The 18,906-nt window shown below is 62.5% G+C and carries 16 protein-coding genes; 10 read left to right on the top strand and 6 right to left on the bottom strand.

Annotated features, from left to right (window positions below):
• Positions 1 to 16 precede the first annotated feature (16 nt).
• The 10 genes from serS (at position 17) to IPP68_01400 (ending at position 10,549) form a co-directional block, all read left to right on the top strand.
• Positions 17 to 1,306 (top strand): serine--tRNA ligase, encoded by a 1,290-nt coding sequence (gene serS / locus IPP68_01445; protein ID MBL0349029.1) that lies wholly within the window; start codon positions 17 to 19, stop codon positions 1,304 to 1,306.
• Positions 1,307 to 1,449: 143 nt separating this feature from the next.
• Positions 1,450 to 2,760: a DUF3131 domain-containing protein gene (locus IPP68_01440; protein ID MBL0349028.1), complete on the top strand. Its 1,311-nt coding sequence runs from the start codon at positions 1,450 to 1,452 to the stop codon at positions 2,758 to 2,760.
• A 115-nt stretch (positions 2,761 to 2,875) separates the two neighbouring features.
• Positions 2,876 to 3,187 carry a hypothetical protein gene (locus tag IPP68_01435; protein MBL0349027.1) on the top strand — a complete coding sequence of 104 codons (312 nt, stop codon included), beginning with the start codon at positions 2,876 to 2,878 and terminating at the stop codon, positions 3,185 to 3,187.
• Between the two features lie 3 nt (positions 3,188 to 3,190).
• Positions 3,191 to 3,802, top strand: a complete 612-nt coding sequence (locus tag IPP68_01430) for a hypothetical protein (GenBank protein MBL0349026.1) — start codon at positions 3,191 to 3,193, stop codon at positions 3,800 to 3,802.
• 180 nt (positions 3,803 to 3,982) lie between these two features.
• The gene (gene vgrG, locus IPP68_01425; protein ID MBL0349025.1) at positions 3,983 to 5,389 is read left to right on the top strand and encodes a type VI secretion system tip protein VgrG; all 1,407 of its coding nucleotides are present in this window, start codon (positions 3,983 to 3,985) and stop codon (positions 5,387 to 5,389) included.
• A gap of 59 nt (positions 5,390 to 5,448) precedes the next feature.
• Complete coding sequence (locus tag IPP68_01420) at positions 5,449 to 6,660, top strand: DEAD/DEAH box helicase (GenBank protein MBL0349024.1); 1,212 nt, start codon at positions 5,449 to 5,451, stop codon at positions 6,658 to 6,660.
• Between the two features lie 54 nt (positions 6,661 to 6,714).
• Positions 6,715 to 7,380: a Crp/Fnr family transcriptional regulator gene (locus tag IPP68_01415; protein MBL0349023.1), complete on the top strand. Its 666-nt coding sequence runs from the start codon at positions 6,715 to 6,717 to the stop codon at positions 7,378 to 7,380.
• Between the two features lie 29 nt (positions 7,381 to 7,409).
• Positions 7,410 to 8,297 carry a GGDEF domain-containing protein gene (locus tag IPP68_01410; GenBank protein MBL0349022.1) on the top strand — a complete coding sequence of 296 codons (888 nt, stop codon included), beginning with the start codon at positions 7,410 to 7,412 and terminating at the stop codon, positions 8,295 to 8,297.
• Position 8,298: 1 nt separating this feature from the next.
• Entirely contained in the window at positions 8,299 to 10,095 is a 1,797-nt protein-coding gene (locus tag IPP68_01405) for a phosphoenolpyruvate carboxykinase (GTP) (GenBank protein ID MBL0349021.1), read from the top strand.
• A 49-nt stretch (positions 10,096 to 10,144) separates the two neighbouring features.
• Positions 10,145 to 10,549 (top strand): hemerythrin domain-containing protein, encoded by a 405-nt coding sequence (locus IPP68_01400; GenBank protein ID MBL0349020.1) that lies wholly within the window; start codon positions 10,145 to 10,147, stop codon positions 10,547 to 10,549.
• A 41-nt stretch (positions 10,550 to 10,590) separates the two neighbouring features.
• Here the strand turns inward: IPP68_01400 and IPP68_01395 are convergent, their stop codons facing one another.
• From IPP68_01395 to dnaN, 6 genes are all read right to left on the bottom strand, one after another.
• On the bottom strand, positions 10,591 to 10,965 hold the full coding sequence (locus IPP68_01395; GenBank protein ID MBL0349019.1) for an archease: 375 nt from the start codon (positions 10,963 to 10,965) through the stop codon (positions 10,591 to 10,593).
• 67 nt (positions 10,966 to 11,032) lie between these two features.
• Entirely contained in the window at positions 11,033 to 13,528 is a 2,496-nt protein-coding gene (gyrA, locus tag IPP68_01390) for a DNA gyrase subunit A (GenBank protein ID MBL0349018.1), read from the bottom strand.
• A 15-nt stretch (positions 13,529 to 13,543) separates the two neighbouring features.
• On the bottom strand, positions 13,544 to 16,150 hold the full coding sequence (gene gyrB, locus IPP68_01385) for a DNA topoisomerase (ATP-hydrolyzing) subunit B (protein ID MBL0349017.1): 2,607 nt from the start codon (positions 16,148 to 16,150) through the stop codon (positions 13,544 to 13,546).
• Positions 16,143 to 16,457: a DUF721 domain-containing protein gene (locus IPP68_01380; GenBank protein ID MBL0349016.1), complete on the bottom strand. Its 315-nt coding sequence runs from the start codon at positions 16,455 to 16,457 to the stop codon at positions 16,143 to 16,145. Before IPP68_01380 ends, gyrB begins: the two co-directional genes overlap by 8 nt.
• 20 nt (positions 16,458 to 16,477) lie before the next feature.
• The gene (locus IPP68_01375) at positions 16,478 to 17,620 is read right to left on the bottom strand and encodes a DNA replication/repair protein RecF (protein ID MBL0349015.1); all 1,143 of its coding nucleotides are present in this window, start codon (positions 17,618 to 17,620) and stop codon (positions 16,478 to 16,480) included.
• 27 nt (positions 17,621 to 17,647) lie between these two features.
• Positions 17,648 to 18,787, bottom strand: coding sequence for a DNA polymerase III subunit beta (gene dnaN, locus IPP68_01370; GenBank protein ID MBL0349014.1), 1,140 nt, complete (start codon positions 18,785 to 18,787; stop codon positions 17,648 to 17,650).
• Between the last annotated feature and the right edge of the window lie 119 nt (positions 18,788 to 18,906).

Raw genomic sequence — 18,906 nt, 5'->3', positions numbered from 1 at the left:
GGTAGGATTCCAAAATATGTTGGACCTCAAATCTCTCCGCAACGATCCCGAAGCCGTTCGCCGCGCGCTGCAAAACCGCGGGGGCCGGTACGTGCCCGCCCTGGACGATCTGCTGGCCGTTGACGCCGAATGGAAAGCCGCCAACGCCGAATCCGAACCCCTGCGCGCTCGACGAAACCAGGCCGCGGACGAAATGGGCCGGCTCAAGCGGGAGAAAAAAGACGCCACGGCTCTCCTCAAGGAAATGGAGGAGTTGAAAGGACGGCTCAAAGGGCTCGAGGAGAAAACCGGCGCGGCCCAGGCCCGGGTCGACGAAAAAGTGCTGGGCCTGCCCAACCTTCCCCACCCGTCGGTCCCGGTGGGAACGGACGCCGGGCAAAACCGGGAAGTCCGCCGCTGGGGCGAACCCAAAAATTTTTCATTCAAACCCCGGGACCATCAGGACATCGGTGAAAAACTGGGTGTTTTGGACATGGCCCGGGCCGCCAAGCTTTCCGGCGCCCGTTTCGCCCTCCTCTCCGGCGCGGGGGCCAAAATGGAGCGGGCGCTTATCAATTTCATGCTGGACCTCCACACCGGCGTTCACGGCTACACGGAAATTTTTCCCCCGTTCCTCGTCACCCGCCAGACCATGACCGGCACGGGCCAACTGCCCAAATTCGCCGACGAGCTCTACGCCACCAAAGACGACGACCTCTTTTTGATCCCCACCGCGGAAGTGCCGCTGACCAATCTGTACCGGGACGAACTGTTGGACGAAGCCGCCCTGCCCCGGGCCCTTTGCGCCCACACCGCCTGTTTCCGTCGGGAAGCCGGGTCCTACGGCAAAGACACCCGGGGCCTCATCCGAAACCACCAGTTCAATAAAATCGAACTGGTCCGCTTCGCCCGGCCCGAGGATTCCCTGGCGGAATTGGAAAAATTGACCGGCCACGCGGAAGAAGTCCTGAAGCGCCTGGGGCTCCCCTATCGGGTGATGGAGCTTTGCACCGGCGATCTCGGGTTTTCGTCGGCCAAGACCTACGATTTGGAAGTTTGGCTCCCGGCGGAGAACGGCGGGCAGGGGGCCTACCGGGAAATCTCGTCCTGCTCCACTTTCACGGATTTCCAAGCACGGCGCATCGGCCTCCGCTTTAAAAGAAGCGATGGATCCCGGGCGTTGATGCACACGCTCAACGGGTCGGGCGTTGCCGTGGGCCGGACCCTGGCGGCGGTTTTGGAAAATTACCAGGACGCCGACGGATCGGTGGCCGTCCCGGACGCCCTGCGGGCCTTCATGGGCGCCGACCGCCTTTCGCCCCGTTAAACTCAGCCGGCTTTTCCTCTCAAGAATCCCGGAGGTCCCATGGGAATAAAAATCGCCGGGGTCGATTCCGCCGCCGTCCTCTTTTTCTCTGGCGGGGCCGGATTCCGGGAAAACGTCGTCGGTGCCCCGGGCCACCGCGCGCCATGAAACCCCGCCTTCCCTCCTTCGCTCTGGCGTTCCTCCTGCTCGGAACCGGTACGGCTCGGGCCGAACTTTCCCACCGGGACCGACGGTATTTAAAAGGCGTCTACCGGGACACCTGGGCCTGTCTCGCCCATTTCGTCAGCGACGGCACGGGCTTGCCCTACGATTCCGCCCGACGGCCGCCCGCCACCTCGCTCACCAACATCGGCCTTTACCTCGCGGCCACGGCGGTGGCCGCCCGCACCGGACTTCTCAGCGACGCCGAAGCCCGGGCGCGGCTGGACCGGGCGTTGGCCAGCCTGTCTAAAATCGAACGGTGGGGGTATGGATTCCCCGTCACCTGGATCAACGCGGAAACGCTGGAACCGACGGAAAACCAGTTTTCCACGGTGGATCATTTGTCCCATCTCGTGGCCGGCCTCTTGGTGGTCAAAGGGGTGTTTCCGGATTACGGACCCACGGTCGACGACGTCCTTCAACCCATGGATTGGGGCGGCCTTTACGACCCCGGACGCCGCTGGCTAAAAGGCGGTTGGCGGCGGGACCGAAAAGACTTTGATGTGCGGCAAAAGGGGTGGGACTGGTACTACAGCTTCGTGGGCGCCGACACCCGGTTCGGCTACGTCTACGGCATCGGGCGGGGTCAAATTCCCTCCGAAAGTTGGTACGCCTTGAATCACGATCGAGAAAAAAAATACGGCCTTTCCTATTTTGTTCCCGGGTGGCAGGGCGGCGGGCTTTTCATGCAAACGATTTCGGGGCTGTTCCTGGACGAAAAACCATCGGTGCTGGGGCGCGCCGCGGCGGATTTTGCCTGGGCTCAAACCTTGCACGCGCGTTTTTTGGGGTCGCCGGTCTGGGGCTGGTCCGCCTGCGAGAGCCCGGACGGAAAAACCTATCTGGGGTGGGGCCACATCGAAGACGCGGTCGTGACGCCCCACGCGTCGGGCCTGGCGGCCCCCTACTATCCGCGGCAAGCCGCGGAAAATTTGCGCCGGCTGGAAAAAGGGGGCGCCCGGGCCCCCTGGGAAGACGAAACCGGCCGCCGATGGGCTTTCGGTTTCCGGGACAGCCTCAATTGGAAAACCGGCGACGTGTCGGCCAACTATTTAAGTCTGGATCAGGGCATGCTGTTTTTGTCCCTGGCCAACGCGTTGCACGACGGGATCGTCTGGAAAGCCGTCGCCCTGGAGCCGACGGTGCGGCGGGGGGTGGAAGCCATACCGGATTTCACGGGGGACCCGGCGTCGCCCGCCGAATACCGCCGCCGAGACGCGGAGCCCCTGCTGCCCCCGCCGACGGGACGTTGACAACGGGGCGGGGGCTATATATATTGTGTCCCAATGGAAGGCCATACCATAGGTTGGCCGTTGAAAATTCGCCCCGACCGCCGCGCCGCGGCCCGGGGCGTTGTCGTTTAAACCCATGAACAGCTCCTTGGAACGCCAAATCGTCTTTTTTACCGTCGTCGGGAAGGTCTCCTTCGGCGATCTGGACGGCTGCGCCACCGTGGAGGTGATCCGCGGTCGGGGCGGCTGGCACGTGGCCGCGGGACCCACCCGAAACCTCGCGCGCCGGGAAACCGCCGTGTGGGTCGACGACGCGGGACGTCGCCGCCTCTTCCGCACCGCCGTGCACGCCATGGCCGCCGTGGAGCGCGAGCGCCCCGGGGAATCCCTGCACTGGTGCCGCAAAGTGCGCCTCCAACCGACGGTCGGCCGGTTGCCGGCCCGATAACCCATGGCCCGACGCCTTTTCTTCCGCTCTTCCCGACCGACCGTCGCCGTCCGTCCCGTTTCCGCCCCCCGGCGCGTCGCCCGGGGCCTTTTGCTGGCCGCGGCCGCGGTGGGGGCCGCCTATTTCCTGTTGCCGTTTCGCTCCTCCGGCGCCGACCAGCTTCGGCGCCATTTCAACGCGCGGCGCGCGGATTTCGTTCGCCTCCGGGACATGATCGCCGCGGAGCCGTCCCTGGCGTCCATCGGCGTGGACAACGTGGGCGAGTATTGGCTCTTCGACGGATCCTGGACCGCGTCGGACCGGCGGTTCGTGGCGTACAGCCGCCGGGAAATGTTGGAAGCCGCCGGGCTTCCACTGGAACGTTACGAACGGTATCTGGCGCTTTTGGGCCGCGTCGGCGCCTACCGGGTGGCCCGCCAAAACGTTTTGGGAGCCCCCCTGCGTGGCACCGTCTTCCTCTTTCCCGATCCCCAGGGGCGGGGCCCCGCCACCAACATCGTTTTTTCCCAGCGCCCTCCCGAACCCCTGCTCGCCTGGGACGCCGCCGAACGCAACGCCCGCCCCACCTACGCCTCCCTCAACGACGGCTGGTACGTCGAATTTAGGCGCCGCTAGGCGCCGTCCCTGTTTGTAGGAAGGGGCGGCGCGGTTTGTGATAGCTCTTTTTGCCAACCCGAACGCTTCGTCCCCCGGCGGCGCGGTTTGAAATATCGTTTTTTTATCGAAAAAATGCGCTCCGCCCCCCTTCGCTGATGAATTCACAACAGCCCGCCGCCGATCCGCGCTCTTAACCCCGTGCGCCGACTTCCCCTTCGCACTCCCGTTTTCCTGACGCTGGCCCTGGCCGGAGCGGCCTCGGCGGCCAAGAACCCCGCGCCCTGGGTCGTTTTGCCCTCCCTCGAATGGGAAAACGCCCCCGCTGGAAAATTTCGCGTCCAAGCCATCGGCCGGATCGACGGCGTGAGCCGCCTGCCGGAACTTCGTGTGACGGGCGAGTCTCTCGGGGATTTCCGTCCCGAGCGGTTCGTCGGGCAGGAGGTGAGTTTTCTTCTCACCAATCCCCCGGAAGCCCCCCGGCGGTTGCACGGCTATTTAATTTCGGTCACGCGCGAAACCAACCTGGAGGAAACGCCTCTCGTTTTATTGGAAGCGGCCCCCTGGCTCCACCGGCTGACCAAATCCGCCAACGAGGCGGTGTTTCAAAACCAAACCGTGCCGGAGATTCTTCAAGCCGTCTTCCACCGGTGGCCCCAAGCCCTTTTCGCCTTTGAACTTCGTTCGCCCCCCCCGCGGCGGGCGTTGGTGTGCCAGTACCGCGAAACGGACTTTAATTTCGTCTCGCGTCTCATGGAGGAAGAAGGGCTTTTTTATTTTTTCAGGGACGCTCCGGAAGGACAACGGATGATCATCACGGATCGAATTCCATCCGACCCGGGCGAAGCGGTGATTTTCAAGGAACGTGCGTCCGGCGACGCCGGCCTGGACCGCTGGGTGGAGAAATTTGAAACGGTGTCCAGCGGGTACACCCTGATGGACTACGGGGTCGACGCCGCCTCCCCGGTCGTCGCGGGCGCGACGGGCGAGAAAGAGGAGAAAAACGACCCCCGGATTGTCCGGGATGTATTGGACACCCGCTTGACGCCCGCCGAGGCGGGGGGGTACGCCCGGCTCCGCCTCGAGGAGAATCGCGCCGCCCGGGCGGTGGTGTCGGCTTCGGGCAACCCAACATCCCTTTCGGCGGGGGACCGTTTTCGTCTGAAAGGCCACCCCGACCCACGGCAAAATACGTCTTATTGGGTGACGGAGACCAACCACCAGTGGACTTTGGTCGAACCCCCGCCGGAGGAAAACAACGAGGAGGAGGCTTCCCCGCTCGACGCCCTTCCGCCCGTGGGTTTGAAATCCCAAATGTCCCTGTCCGCGATTCCCGCCGACACGCCTTTCCGTCCCCGTCGGAACACGCCCAAACCGTTGGCCCAGGGGATCGACGTCGCGCGCGTCGTCGCGCTCGACGGCCCCCGGGTTCAAATTCTCTTCTTCTGGAACGATCCCGTTTTGGGGGGACCCGCCAATCCCGTTTGGGCGCCCAGTTTGTTAACCCCGCCGCCGCGTCCCGGCGATCGGGTCATCGTCGAATTTATGGCGGGGGACCCCGATCGGCCCGTCGTCACGGCCGTGGCTCCACCCCCCGCGGAACGCTGAATTCCGGGAAACGTTTTTTCGTCCCCCGAATTCCTCGGAAAATGAAATAATCTCTCTTCATGTCCTTTCTCGACATCAATTTGCATCCCGATCTCGTCCGCGCCGTGGAAGCCCTGGGCTGGACGGATCCAACCCCCATTCAACGGGAAGCCGTGCCGCTGATCCTGGAGGGCCGAGACGTCCTGGGCGCGGCCCAAACCGGCAGCGGCAAAACCGGGGCCTTCGCCCTTCCAATTTTAGATCACCTGCTTCGAAAACCTTCCCCCGGCCTTCGTCTTCTGGTTTTGGTTCCGACCCGCGAATTGGCCTCCCAGGTCGAGCAAACCTTTCGGGACGTGGGACGTTTCACCTCTTTTAAAGTCGCGACCGTCATCGGCGGCGTGGGGTACGACCAACAGCGCCGGGCGGTTTCCGAGGGCGCCGAAATCATGGTGGCCACCCCGGGCCGACTGTTGGACCATCTGGAAAACCGGGCTTTTCGGTTGACCACCGTCGACCATCTGGTCATGGACGAAGCGGATCGCATGTTGGACATGGGCTTTTTGCCCGACATTCGGGCCATCTTGCATTACGTACCCAAGGAGCGCCAGACGCTCTTGTTTTCCGCCACCCTGGTCCCCGACGTGGAACGAGTCGCCGCCTTCACCTTGAAAGACCCCGTCCGGGTCGAAGTCGCCCGCCCCGCCACCCTCGCGGAGGGCATCAGCCAGGTCTTGTACCCCGTGGTGCAGGAGCAAAAAATCGATCTGTTGCTGACGCTCCTCAAAAACACGGAGATGCGTTCCGTGCTCGCCTTCACCCGCACCAAAGATCGGGCGGACCGGCTGGCCTCTTCCCTGGACAAGGCGGGCTACCGCGTCGAGGTTCTTCATTCCAACCGCACCCAGCGGGAACGCACCGACGCCATGGAAAATTTCCGAGAGGGCAAATCCCAGATTCTCGTGGCCACCGACATCGCGGCCCGGGGCATCGACGTTAAAGGGATTTCCCACGTCATCAATTACGACGTGCCCCAACACCCGGAGGATTACGTCCACCGCGTCGGCCGGACCGCCCGGGCCTACGGCGTGGGCGACGCCATCACGCTGATGGATCCGGTGGAACAAGTGCACGTCAGCGACATCGAACGTTTCACCGGCCTGACCTTCCCCCGGGCCATGCTTCCCAATTTCCCCTACAAGGTCACCCCCAAACTGGAAGGCCCAAAACCCGTGTCCGGCTGGCAACGCATCTTCGCCGGACGCAACCGCCCTCTTCGCCGTTCCCGTTAATCCGACCCCGGGGTTTTTCGGGGGTTTGGTCGGAAATGCTATCATGGGGTTTCCATGGACATCCGCCGTTTCCTTTCGACCACGTCGCCCTTCAATGTCCTTCCCCCCGCGGAGCTGGACCGCCTCGCTCTGGCCGCCCACCGAAGCACCGTCCCGAAAGGCGACCGGGTGTACAACGAAGGAGACCGGGCCCAATTCACGTTTTTGGTTCTCGGCGGACGCGTGCAAATCACCCGCTTGGCCCGGGACGGACGGCCTTTGACCGTCGAACTTCTTAAAACGGGCGAAATTTTCGGCTGCGTCGGCTGTTCCGCCGCCGGCCAATACCCCTGCGAAGCCCTCGCCGGCCAAGCCACCGAAATCATCGGCTTCCCCATGGCCACGGTGGTGGCGTTGATCGACCGCTACCCCGCCTTCAGCCGCGCCCTTTATTGGGACATGAGCCGCCGCATGCGGGAATCCCAAAACATGCGGGCCCTGGGCGCGGAATCCGTGGAGCGACGGGTCGCCGGGGTTCTGTTGTGGCTCGAGAGTAAATTCGGGCCCGACCTTCCCTTCACCCGGCAAGCCATCGCCGAACTGGCGAGCACCACGCCCGAATCCGCCATTCGAACCCTGATCCAATTTCGCCGTCGCGGTTTTATTAAAACCGGCTGGAAAAAAATCGTTCTCCAAAAAACCGACGCCTTGAAGGAACTCGTGGAGGGCGTCGCCGCCTAGGAAAAGCCGGCGCGCCGGCTAAGCGTTTTATGACCGAGCCGTCCCCGCCGCCCAACGACTTTCCCCCCGCCGGCCCCCGGACGGCGCGCAACGGCTCCTCCCCCTTTTCCGCCTGGGCGCGGCGCTACGGTTACATCGGCGCCCTTCTCGGTCTCGGGTCCCCGCTGGGGCTTTTGGCCTTTCGCTATTACTTCACCCACCGCGGGCTCATTCATTCCTGGATTGACTGGGAATTGCGCGTCTACGGTTGGCACTACATTTACGCGGCCATCGGGACGGTGTTGGCCATGGCGGCCTGGGGCCTGTGGGCGGGTCGGCGGTTGGACGATCAACGGAGCCGCGCCGAATTGCTGGAGCGCGCCGCGGGTCGTCTGCGGCACCTGGCGGCCACCGACGGCTTGACCGGGGTCTACGTGCGGCGCCACCTCCTCGAAAAACTGGAGGAGGAGTTGCGGCGGGCCGAGCGTTACAAAACCCCCATCGCCAGCCTGTTCGTGGACGTCGACAATTTCAAGCAATTCAACGAAATCCACGGGCACATCTTCGGCGACGAGGTCCTTCGACAAATCGCCCGGGTGATTCAAAAAAGCGTCCGGGAATCCGACGTCGTCGGGCGTTACGGCGGGGACGAGTTTCTTGTGATGTTGCCCCACGCCCGGGCCCGGGAAGCCATGCTGGCCGCCGAGCGCGTGCGGCAAGGCGTGGAAGCCTTGTCCATCGCCAAGGAAGGCGGCCCCGCCGTGGGCGTCACCGTGAGCGTGGGCGTCATTGCCGAGATTCCCCACCGGGCCGACGTGCTGCGCTTTTTGGACATCGCCGACCAAGCCCTTCGCCGCTCCAAAGGCCTTGGCAAAAATTGCACCATTTTATGCGACACCCCCGCATCAGACACCCCAATCGCTCCGGAGGAAACGTAACATGACCACGAACATCGCCGAACCCCGCGGTACCGCCAACCCCACCGTTCTCGCCTGGGTGGACGAATGCGCCCAATTGACCCAACCCGATCGCGTCGTCTGGTGCGACGGTTCGGAGAGCGAAAAGCGCCGTCTCATTCAGGAATGTTTGAAAGACGGCGAACTGGAGGAGCTCAACCAGTCCCTTCACCCCGGAGCCTACCTTCACCGCTCCGCCACCAACGACGTGGCCCGGACGGAACATCTCACTTTCATTTGCACCCCCACCAAAGACGAAGCCGGTCCCACGAACAATTGGATGGCGCCGGACGAAGCCTACGCCAAATTGCGCGGCGTCTACCAGGGCTGCATGCGGGGACGAACCATGTATGTCGTGCCTTTTATCATGGGGCCGGCGGGGTCGCCTTTTTCCAAAGTCGGCGTTGAATTGACCGACAGCCGCTACGTTGTTTTGAACATGGGGATCATGACGCGCATGGGCGCCGTGGCCTGGAAAGAACTCGGGGATTCCCCGCGTTTCACCCGCGGTCTCCACGCCAAGGCGGATTTGGACGAAAACCGACGGTTTATCTGTCACTTCCCCCAGGACAACACCATCTGGAGCATCGGTTCGGGTTACGGGGGAAACGCGCTCTTGGGAAAGAAATGCCTCGCCCTTCGGATCGCCAGCGCGCTCGGACGACAGGAAGGTTGGCTCGCGGAACACATGCTGATTTTGGGCATTCAAAACCCCAAAGGGGAGATCCGCTACGTCACGGCGGCCTTCCCCTCGGCCTGCGGGAAAACCAACCTGGCCATGATGGTGCCGCCCGACTTCCTGGAGGACCAGGGATACAAAGTGTGGACCGTGGGAGACGACATCGCCTGGCTCCGGGTGGGGCCGGACGGGCGGCTTTGGGCGTCCAATCCCGAGGCGGGGTTTTTCGGCGTCGTTCCCGGCACCAATTCCCATTCCAACCCCAACGCGGTGGAAAGCATCCGGCGGAACACGATCTACACGAACGTCGCGCGTCGCCCCGACGGGACCCCCTGGTGGGAAGGCCACGACGATCCGGCGCCGGACCAGGCCATCGATTGGCGGGGCCGCCCCTGGACGCCCGAGTCGACGGAAAAAGCCGCCCACCCCAACAGCCGGTTCACCGCGCCGGCCTCCCAATGCCCCTCCATCGCGCCCAACTGGGAAGATCCCCGGGGCGTTCCCATCGACGCCATTATTTTCGGCGGCCGCCGGGCGCGCCTGGCGCCGCTGGTGACCCAGAGCCTCTCCTGGAACCACGGGGTGTTCATGGGCGCCACCATGGCTTCGGAAACGACCGCGGCCCAGCAAGGCGGGACGGTGGGCGTGGTGCGCCGGGATCCCATGGCGATGCTGCCTTTTTGCGGGTACAACATGGCGGACTATTTCGTCCACTGGCTGGACATGGGGAAGCGGATTCCCCGGCCGCCCAAGATCTTTTTGGTCAATTGGTTCCGCCACGGCGCCGACGGGAAATTCCTGTGGCCGGGCTACGGGGAAAATCTCCGCGTCCTGCTGTGGATCCTCGAGCGGGCGGCGGGCGGCGGTTCGGCCGCGGAATCGCCCATCGGGCAACTGCCCACCCCGGACGCCGTCAACACCCAAGGACTTCACCATCTGGGGCCGAACGCTATGAAGGAACTTTTGGCGGTGAACCCCGCCGATTGGGAAAAAGAGCTCCAGGACATCGACGGCTTTTTCGCCAAGTTCGGCGACCGGCTTCCGGCGGCCCTTCGGGAAGAACGGGACGCCCTCGCCGCCCGGCTTCAAAAAGCCCGTTAAAAGCCCTGTCGTGCCGACGGCCACCGTCCAGTTGCTCAAGGATCACACAATGATCCGCAAGCTTCTGGCCGACCTGGTCGAAGACCATCCCCGCTATCCCCATCTCCTGGCGACCGCGGACCGGGTCGTGGCGGGTCACGCGTGGTTCGAGGACGAGTTCCTTCTGCCCGCGTTGAAAGCCCGACCGTTGCTGTTTCAGCCCTTCCGGGAGGAAATCGCTCAGGAACACCGGGACATCGCCGGTCTTTTTGTCCGCCTTCGCGGCGTCCCTCCCGGGGACCCGTCCGTTCGCCCGCACCTTCTCACTCTACGGGTCCTGCTGGAAACCCATTTCACCAAAGAGGAAGACGCCTTGTTCCCCTTGGCGGAGAAAATCATCGGGGAAGAGGGGTTGGTGGGGATGGCCGCCGCCATGGAACGGCGCAAGGCGGAGGTGCGGCTCCCCCAACGCTGAACGCGCGGGGGAGGGACGGCCTGGTCGGATTTTGGATGATTTTAGGAGGCGCGGGATAGAACGGGGAGGAGAAAACGGACGACGGGGAGTTCGCCCGGAACACCGGCCCAGGTCACGTCAACGGCCGAGAGCGGTTTTAGATCCCAACCGGCGCGGTGGCGGCCGGGATCCCAAAGCTCGCCGTCCGCTTCCATTTCACAATAGGTTTCGGTCACTCGGCGGGGGTGAAACCGGCAAAAGATTTCACGTTCCCGCTGGAACAATCTCAAAAGCTCATTCAGAAAGGCCGCCGCCAGCTCTTCCCGGTTCGCCGCTTCCACCCGCAGGCGGTCGTGAAGGCCCCCCGGAGCTACGCTCTCGGGATCGGCCAAAAGCGAGGAATACCCCCGGCCCGCGTTCACAAAGACTTCCGCCAAGTCGACGCCCCGAGCGTTGAGCGCGAGGCGATCGCCGCGCGGCTCCCAATCGAAAGGCGGCCGGGGGTCAGGCGCCCTTGGCGTCCCCGTTGTCCTCTTCCTCCGCCACCACCGGCGCGATGTTGGCGAGCTTGTCGCCTTCTTCCATTCGAATCAACCGATAGCCTTGGGTGTTCCGGCCGATGACCGATAAGTCCTTGGTGTGGACGCGCACGGTCATGCCTTTTTCCGTCATCAGCATGAGGTCGTCCTCGTTGGTCACGAGCTTGATCCCGACCACGGGCCCGTTGCGGTCCGAGGTTTTGATGGTGATCACGCCGGAACCGCCCCGGTTTTGGTCGCGGTATTCGGAGAGTTCCGTGCGTTTGCCGTAGCCGAATTCGCAGGCGGTCACGAGGGTTTCCTTCCGGGCGGGGGCGGTGACTTCCATGCCCACCACCTGGTCGTCTTTTTCCAAACGGACGCCGCGGACGCCGCCGGCCCCGCGGCCCATCAAGCGGACCTGCTCCGCCGGAAAGCGGATGCACATGCCGTGCTTGGTGCCGATCAGCACCTCGCGTTTCTCATCGGTCAATTTGGCGTCCACCAAGATGTCGCCTTCGTCCAGGCCGATGGCCATGATGCCGCTTTTGCGCACGCTGTCGTATTCCGAGAGCGCGGTGCGCTTGATCTGCCCGTTCCGGGTGCAGAGAATGAGCCCCGTGTCCTTGGTTTTCTCCGGTTCGAAGGACGTCACCGGAATGGCCGAGGTGATCTTCTCGTCGGGGTTGAGCGCCACCAGATTGACCACGGCCTTGCCGCGGGACGCCCGGCCCGCTTCGGGAATCTCGTAGACGCGGACGCTGTAGGCCCGGCCCCGGGTGGTGAAGAGCAGCAGATGGGCGTGGGTGTTGGTCACGAAAAGCTGTTCCACGAAATCTTCTTCCTTCGTGGTCATGCCGGTGACGCCCCGGCCGCCGCGTTTTTGCGCGCGGTAGGTGTCCACGGGCAGGCGCTTGACGTAGCCCGCGTGGGAGAAGGTGACCGCCACGTCTTCCTGGGCGATCAAGTCCTCGATTTCCATTTCCTCCACCGCGGCGGTGATTTGGGTGCGCCGCTTCTCGCCGTATTTTTCCTTCAATTCTTTGAGCTCTTCCTGAATCACGCCCAGGATTTTCCGGGCGTCGGCCAGGAGGGCTTTGAGGCGGGCGATGGTTTTGATGAGCTCCAGGTATTCCTCTTCCAGGGCTTTGCGCTCCAGGGCGGTCAACTGGTGGAGGCGCATGTCCAAAATGGCCTGGGCCTGAATGCGCGAGAGTTCGAATTTTTCCATGAGGGCCGTTCGGGCGGCCTCGGTGTTTTTGGATTCCCGAATGGTCTTGATGACCTTGTCCAGATGATCGATGGCGATGCGCAACCCTTCCAAAATGTGGGCGCGGTCTTCGGCCCGCTTCAATTCGTGGCGGGTCCGGCGGATGACGACTTCCCGGCGGTGCTCGACGTAATACTTGAGCATCTCCCGCATGGCGAGGACCCGCGGGCGTCCGTTCACGAGCGCCAGCATGATGACGCCCATGGAGGTTTCCATCTGGGTGTATTTGTAGAGCTGGTTCAGCACCACCTGGGCGTTGCCGTCGCGCTTGAGTTCGACGACGACGCGGATGCCGTCCCGGTCGGATTCGTCCCGGATGTCGGAGATGCCGTCGACTTTCTTGTCCCGCACGAGTTCCGCGATGGTTTCCAACAGCTGGGCCTTGTTCACCTGGTAGGGCAGTTCGTTGATGATGATGGCCTGCTTGCCGCCGCGGATGTCTTCGATCTCCGCTTTGGCGCGGGTCGTGATGGAGCCGCGGCCGGTTTCAAAATACTGCTTGATGCCCTCCCGACCGGTGATGGTGGCGGCCGTCGGGAAATCGGGCCCCTTGATGATTTTGAGCAGTTCGCCCGTGGTCACGTTCTCGTTTTCGATGTAGGCGTTCACCGCGTCGCAGACTTCCACCAGGTTGTGGGGCGGAATGTTGGTCGCCATGCCGACGGCGATGCCGGAAGAGCCGTTGATCAACAGGTTGGGAAGTTTCGCCGGGAGGACCAGGGGTTCCGTGAGGGACCCGTCGTAGTTGGGGCCGAAATCCACGGTGTTTTTGTCGATGTCGCCCAGCATTTCCTGGGCGATGGTCGCGAGGCGCACCTCGGTGTACCGCATGGCGGCCGGGGGATCGGCATCGATGGAGCCGAAGTTGCCCTGGCCGTCCACGAGCGGATGGCGGAGGGAGAAATCCTGAACCATGCGGACGACGGCGTCGTAAATGGCGCTGTCGCCGTGGGGATGGTATTTGCCCATGACGTCGCCGACCACGCGGGCGCTCTTTTTGTAGGGCTTGTTGTGGGCCAGGCCCATTTCGTCCATGGTGTAGAGAATTCGCCGGTGGACGGGCTTCAGGCCGTCCCGCACGTCGGGCAGGGCCCGGCCCACGATGACGCTCATGGCGTAATCGATGTAGGAGGTCTTCATCTCCTCTTCGATGGCGCGGGGGATCACGCGGTCCAGCAGGTCGCCTTGTTCGGTGTTTTTGGTGTCGGCCATGTCATTCTCTCCGAATTAAATGTCGAGGTTCTGGACTTCGGACGCGTGGGATTCGATGAACTGGCGCCGGGGTTCCACTTTGTCGCCCATGAGCACGGTGAACACGTCGTCGGCTTCGGTGCTGTTGGCGTCCAGCTTCACCCGCAGAAGCTTTCGATTTTGCGGGTCCATGGTGGTTTCCCACAACTGCTGCGGGTTCATTTCGCCCAACCCTTTGTAGCGCTGGATGGTGGCGCCCTTGCGCCCGGCGTCCTTGATGGCTTCCAGGAGCTCGGCGATGGACGCCACGTCCTTCTCCTCGGCGTCGACGACGACGCGGTACATCGCTTTGCTTTTTTCGTCGCCCTTGGCGACGGCTTCCACCGTCACGTCGAACCCGGCGTCCTGGAGCTTGCCGGCCAGCGCGTTGATTTTCTTGAGCTCCAGCAGTTCCTTCATGTGGGCGCTCAAATCCTCTTCCTCCACCCCGGCGGACCCGGTCGCGGCTTCCCCGGCCGCGGCCAACTGCTGTTGAAGCTTGGCTTTGCGGGTTTCCATGAAGGTTTCCCGCCAGGTTTTCACTTCTTTTTCCGTGAACAGGTATTTCGGGCCCGATTCCTCTTCAACGCGGTACAAGGGGAAGGCCTCTTTTTTGCTGAAGGCGAGATAGTCCGCCCAGGAAACGCCCTTTTTCTGGAGGCGCTTGCGCAGGGTTTCCAATTCGGTCAGGGCCTTGAAGGCGCCCTTGAGTTTCGCGCCGTCCACTTTGACCCCGGATTTGCCCTTGGACAAATTGAGGACCTCGGCCGTGTCCATGCCCTCGGCCAACAGCCACTCGTCCATTTTGTCTTCGGTGTCGATGTACATTTCTTTCTTCGCTTTTTTGATCTTGTAGAGGGGCGGCTGGGCGATGTAGATGTAGCCCCGGTCCACCAGCGGTTTCATTTGGCGGAAGAAGAAGGTGAGCAACAGCGTTCGGATGTGGGCGCCGTCCACGTCGGCGTCGGTCATGATGATGATCTTGTGGTAGCGGAGCTTGGCGATGTTGATGCCGTCGTCGCCCTCCACCTGGCCCACGCCGCAGCCCAGGGCCGTGATCAAGGTTCGGATTTCGTCGTTGGCGAGCATCTTGGCCAGCCGGGATTTTTCGACGTTCAGGATTTTACCCTTGAGGGGCAAAATGGCCTGGTAGGCGCGGTTTCGCCCCTGTTTGGCCGACCCGCCGGCGGAATCGCCTTCGACGATGTAAATTTCGGATTTGGCCGGGTCCCGTTCTTGGCAGTCGGCCAATTTCCCGGGCAGAGAGGCGGAATCCAAGGCGCCTTTGCGGCGCGTCAGTTCCCGGGCTTTCCGGGCCGCTTCCCGGGCTTCGGCGGAGAGGATCGCTTTTTCGCAGATGTTTTTGGCGGTGTTGGGGTTTTCTTCGAAGAACGTCGCCAGCGTATCGCTCACAATCGACTTCACGAGCCCTTCGGCTTCGGGGTTGACCAGCTTGCCCTTGGTTTGGCTGTCGAATTTCAGATCCTGGGTCGGGATGCGCACCGACAGGACGGCGGTCAGGCCCTCCCGGGTGTCATCGCCGGTGATCGTGTAATCCTTCCCCTTGAGCAAATCGTGTTTCTTCACGTAGTCGTTCATCACCCGGGTGATGGCGGAGCGGAACCCCGTCATGTGGGTGCCGCCGTCCACGGTGGAAATGTTGTTGGCGAAGGAGTAGACCTGCTCGGTGTAGGCGTCCGTGTACTGAATGGCCGCCTCGACCTGGATGTTTTCCCGTTCCTTCCGGAAGTAGATGGGCGTCGCGTGAAGGGGCGTTTTGTGGGCGTTGACGAATTTGATGAATTCGACGATGCCGCCTTCGAAATGGAAGAGGTGCTGCTTGTCGTCCCGCTCGTCCAATAAATTAATGCGGACGCCGGGGTTCAAGAACGCCAGTTCCCGCAACCGGGCCGCCAGCGTGTCGAAGGAATAGGTGTGTTCGCTGAAGATCGACGGGTCCGGATGGAACGTCACCCGGGTCCCGCGGTTTTCGGTCTTGCCGGTCACCCGGACGTCCTGGTCGGGTTTGCCGCATTTGTAGGTTTGGGAATAGACCTTGCCGTCGCGGTAGACTTCGACTTTGAATTTATCCGACAGGGCATTGACACAGGAAATGCCGACCCCGTGGAGGCCGCCGGAATATTTGTAGGCGTTCTGCTCGAACTTGCCGCCGGCGTGCAGGACCGTCATGACGATTTCCAAGGCCGATTTGCCCTTGAGCTTCGGGTCCTTGATGTCGTTTTTCGGTTCCACGGGAATGCCGCGGCCGTCGTCCAGGACGGTGATGGAGTTGTCTTCGTGGATGGTCACTTCCACCAGGGTGGCGTGGCCGGCCAAAACCTCGTCGATGGAATTGTCGACGGCTTCGTAGACCAGGTGATGAAGGCCGCGTTGGTCCGTGGGTCCGATGTACATGCCCGGGCGGCGGCGGACGGCCTCCAGGCCTTCCAGCACTTGGATGGATGAAGAATCGTAGGCCGCGCTTTTCGCGGGTTTGTCTAACGCTTCGGTGGCCACTCGTTGCCTCCTGGTTGTCGCCGCTTGGTCGGCGGCCCGTTTCGGTTGGGCGCTTTTGGTCGCCGGGGGTTTGGGTTTCTTAGGCATTGGTGTCGTCGGAAAAGGGGGTCGTCCCTAGACGGAAAATTATATCAGAAAGGGGGGCTTCTCCGCCAAAGGCGCCGTTCATTTTTTTGACCAGCTCCCGCTTGCGCAGGGTCAAGGTGTGAAGGCGGACGGAACTGTCGACGTCCACGTAGAGGCGACCGTTTTTGACGCCGACGGCCCGGGCCTTCGTCGCCTGGGGGCCCAGGAGTCGGTCCCACACTTCAAACAACGCGAAATGGCGGGGCTCGTATCCGGAGCGGGCCAAAACCGCGGAAAGAATCGCCGTGGCGGGCCGGAGAACCTTCACCCGCGGCCGTCGAACGGGGCTCAGGCGCGTTCCCCGGGAGCGTCCAGGACGCTGGTCGAATGGTCCACGGCGCCTTCCCGCACTTCGAAAATGCGGGCGTCGCCGATGCCGAAGGCGCCCCAGGTGGACAAGTCGGTCAAGGTCACGAAACATTGGGTGCCCGCCATCAGGCGTTCCGTGAGCTGGTGCCGCCGTTCCGGGTCGAGCTCCGAAAAAACGTCGTCCAACAAACAAAGGGGCTCCCGAGCCAATTTTTCCTTCAGGTAAAGGCGCTCTTCCCATTTCCAGGAGAGGGCAAACGTGCGCGTTTGGCCCTGGGAAGCCCGGGCCTTGGCGGGTTCGTCGCCCAGCCGAAATTCCACGTCGTCCCGGTGGGGGCCGATCAGGGTGGATCCCAGGGCGATTTCCCCTTCCCGAAGGTCGGCCAGGCGGCGCCGGTTGGCGTCCGCCACCTCGTCCTCGTTTTCCGAAGGAACGTGGAAAGACGGGCGGTAAATCATCGCGACCCGGTCCCGCCCAAGGGACAGGTCCTGCTGCCGGCGTTGAAGGCGCCCGGCGAATTCATCGGAAAATTGTTGGCGGACCACGGTCAAGCGGGCGCCTTCCTTGAGGAGCGCGAGGTCCCAGGGCTCGAGCACGTTGGATTTGGCCGCGCCTTCCCGCACTTGGCGCAGGGCGGCGTTTCGTTCCTCCAGCAGTTTCTGGTAGCGGGCCAGGGCGTCGCCGTAATCGGCGCTCACCTGGCCCAGGACGTCGTTTAAGGCCCGCCGGCGGACGCCGGGGTCCCCTTTCACCAAATCCAAATCCTCCGGGGAAAAGGCCACCACGGGAATGCGGCCCGCCCAGTCCCGGGCCCGGGCTTGGGGGCGGTTGTTGAATTTGACCTGGCGCATTCTCCCCCGTTTTTGGCGGAGTTCCAAGGCGATGGTTTCTTCGCCTTCCAGTTGGGCCACCAGGGCCAACTCGTCTTTGCTCTCCTGTATCCAGTGGCGTATTTCGGCCCCGCGATGGCTTTGGCCCGTGGCCAAAACAGCGATGGATTCCAGAATGTTGGATTTACCGGCCCCGTTGGGGCCGATGAGGACGTTCAGCCCGGGAGCCGGCGCGAGATCCAGCCGGGCAAAATTCCGGAATTGCCGGAGGCCCAGGTGGGTCAGACGCACGAGGAAGAGGGCAGAGGAAGACCCGGTTTAGGACACCTGCATGGGCATGACGACGTACTTGTAGTTGTCGTCGCCCACGGGGTGAATAACGCCGGGGTTGAGCGGGGTGCTGAATTCCAAAAAGATTTCATCGGCTTCCAAGGACTTAAAAACGTCCACCAGGTAGGCCGGGTTGAAGGCGATGGCGAAAGGTTCGCCTTTGTAGTCCACCTCGACTTCGGATTCCACTTCCACGCGGCCCTGGGCCGAGGCGGAAATCTGCAGGCGGCCGGCGGAGAGGGCAAAACGGACGGACCCGCCGCGTTCCAGGGTGCCGACGGCGGCGCGCTGGGTGGCCGAGAGAATCTGCTTGGTTTTCAATCGGAGCCGGGTGTCGTGGGATTTGGGGATCACCTGCTCGAAATTGGGGAAGTTGCCTTCGATCAGGCGGGAAATAATGACCACGTTTTTGTATTGGAACGTGACCTGGTTTTCGGTGAAACCCACGAGCAATTCGGCGCCTTTTTCATCGGCGCCCAGCACCCGGGCCAGCTCGTTGACCGCCTTGGTGGGGATGATGGCGTTGATGGAGGCTTTTTTGTCCGCGATTTCACGTTGAATGAAGGCCAGCCGGCGACCATCGGTGGCGACCAAAGTCATCTGACCCTTTTCCACCATGAAGTCCACGCCGTTCAGAACGTAGCGGGTTTCGTCCGTGGAAACCGCAAAGGCGGTCTTGCGGATCATGTCGCGCAAAATGGCGGGGTTCAGCGACACGGCCTTTTCCAAGTTGAATTCGGGAAGGACCGGATAATCGTCCTTGGGCAGGCAGGCCAGGGAGCAACGGTCCCGACCGGAGCGGATTTCTATTTTCTGCCCGTCGGTGCTTTTGAGCGAGACGTCTTTCCCGTCGTCCAGGGTGCGAAGGAATTCGCCGAGAGGTTTGGCGGGGACGGTCAAACTGCCGAGGGTCTTCACGTCGGCTTTGACCAGGCAACGAATCCCGACTTCCAAATCGGTGGACGACAATCGAAGGCCTTGATCCGTGGATTCAAAAAGGACGTTGGACAACACCGGCAGAGTGCTCCGGGGCGAAATGGCATTTTGAACCAAGTGAACGCCTTTCAGCAGTTCCTCTTTTTGGCAATGGATTTCCAGAGCGGCGTCGGTTTTTTTGGGCGAGGACATAACAGTGCTTGAGTTATTCAAGGCCATCCTCTTTCTATTGATCTATAAAGATAAGAGTCGTCGTAGGAGCCGTGCTCGGGGTAATGATAGTAATTTCTAAGACGGCGCGAAAGTCTTTG

The sequence above is a fragment of the Elusimicrobiota bacterium genome, from assembly GCA_016722575.1.
Classification (GTDB): domain Bacteria; phylum Elusimicrobiota; class Elusimicrobia; order FEN-1173; family FEN-1173; genus JADKIY01.
This window is presented reverse-complemented; position numbering and strand designations above follow the sequence as displayed.